Origin of the sequence: Bradyrhizobium sp. CCBAU 11386 (genome assembly GCF_028128955.1) — a bacterium.
GTDB lineage: Bacteria > Pseudomonadota > Alphaproteobacteria > Rhizobiales > Xanthobacteraceae > Bradyrhizobium.
Window position 1 is genome coordinate 1 of sequence record NZ_LBKA01000105.1, and the last position, 1,506, is coordinate 1,506.

Genomic DNA, 1,506 nt, shown 5'->3' on the forward strand with positions numbered 1-1,506 from the left:
ACCCAGCTCGGGCCGTCACCCGGGCTGGGCCATTCCTCACGGAACGCCACCATCATAAGCGCTCGCGCTAATACAAGGGTGGGTCAGCCGAAGGCGTAACCCACCACCTTTACCAACCGCGGTGAGAGAAGAGGTGGGTTACGCTTCGCTAACCCACCCTACGAAGACCTACGCCACGGCGTCACCGTGACGTCATGCGCCGCGTCGAGCAGGTATGGCGCGCCCGGCTTCATCCCGTGTGACGCCAGTACCTCGTGCGGCGTCCGCTCCGGCACGCCGACAAAACAACCTTCGCCGCCGGGCAGGCGCAGATGCGGGGCCTCCGACAGCCAGAACGTGTCGTAACGGTCCATGAACATGTCGAACACGACGGGACCGCCGATGATCGCGACCATGCCGGAGGCGACATCGGCGAAGGCGCAGGCCTCTTCGAAGCTCGCGTGATCCGGATTCCACAATGTCGCGTTCGGCATCTCCGGATCGACGGTGAGTGCCTTGATCTTGCGGGTCGTGATCAGCCGCTTGCGCTTCGGAGAGTTTGGCTGCTGCTCGTGCGAGTGCCGGCCGTGCACGATCAGCGCGGCGCGATCGAGCGCCTGCTCGAAGAACAGCTTGTCGCCTTCGAACTTCAGGGTGTCGGGCATGACATGGCTCGCGTCGGCGAGCATGCCGTCCGCGGAGACGATGACATAGCCTTCGATACGGAAAGACAATTGCCTTCTATTCGGAAACGGTCGTCACCACGGAATTGACCGGGCGCTGGCTCACCGTCGGCAGCTTGACGTCCTTGAGCAGCTCCTGGTCGTATTCGGGCAGCGTCGACGCAGGGAATTTGGCGCGCATCGCCACCACCTTGTAGCCGCCTGCCTTCAGGCGCTTGAGGAGCTCGGGCAGGGCTTCCGCCGTGTGCTTCTGGAAGTCGTGCATCAGAACGATGCCCTTGCCCTTGCCGTCGAGCTTCTTCATCACGGTCTCGACCACCTTCTCGGGCTTGGAGGCCTTGAAGTCGAAGGAGTCGATGTCGCAGGAGAAGATCGCCGTGTTGCGGTTGCCGAGATAGGTGACCATCTCCGGCGGATGCTGGAGCGCCGGGAAGCGGAAGAACGGCGAGGGCGAGATGCCGCCGAGCGCCCACTTCACCGCGGAAAGGCCCTTCTCGATCTCTTCCTTGCGCTGCGGCTCGGTGAGCTTCTTGTTGTTGAGGTTGGCGTGCGACCAGGTGTGGGTGCCCACGGTATGGCCGGCCGCGTAGACCTGCTTCAGGATCTCCGGCTCGTAGGTGGCGTGCTTGCCGATCGAGAAGAAGATGCCGGTGGTGCATTCATCGGCGAGCGCCTTCAGCACCGCCGGCGTGTTCTTCGGCCAGGGGCCGTCGTCGAAGGTCAGGACCACCTCGTGGTCGCGCAGGAAGTCGAGCTCCTTGAAATGCTCGAAGCCGAAGCCTGGACCGCCGGTGGTGTCGATCTCGACGGTGCGGGCGACCCCGAGCGCGCCTGGCGTGGTGCA

At 63.9% G+C, this 1,506-nt stretch carries 2 protein-coding genes; both read right to left on the reverse strand.

Annotated elements, in window-relative coordinates:
- Positions 1–158 precede the first annotated feature (158 nt).
- Complete coding sequence (locus XI09_RS08645) at positions 159–713, reverse strand: dihydrofolate reductase (RefSeq protein WP_271566465.1); 555 nt, start codon at positions 711–713, stop codon at positions 159–161.
- Between the two features lie 7 nt (positions 714–720).
- A partial coding sequence (locus tag XI09_RS08650; protein WP_271566466.1) for a polysaccharide deacetylase family protein occupies positions 721–1,506 on the reverse strand: 786 nt, incomplete at its 5' end.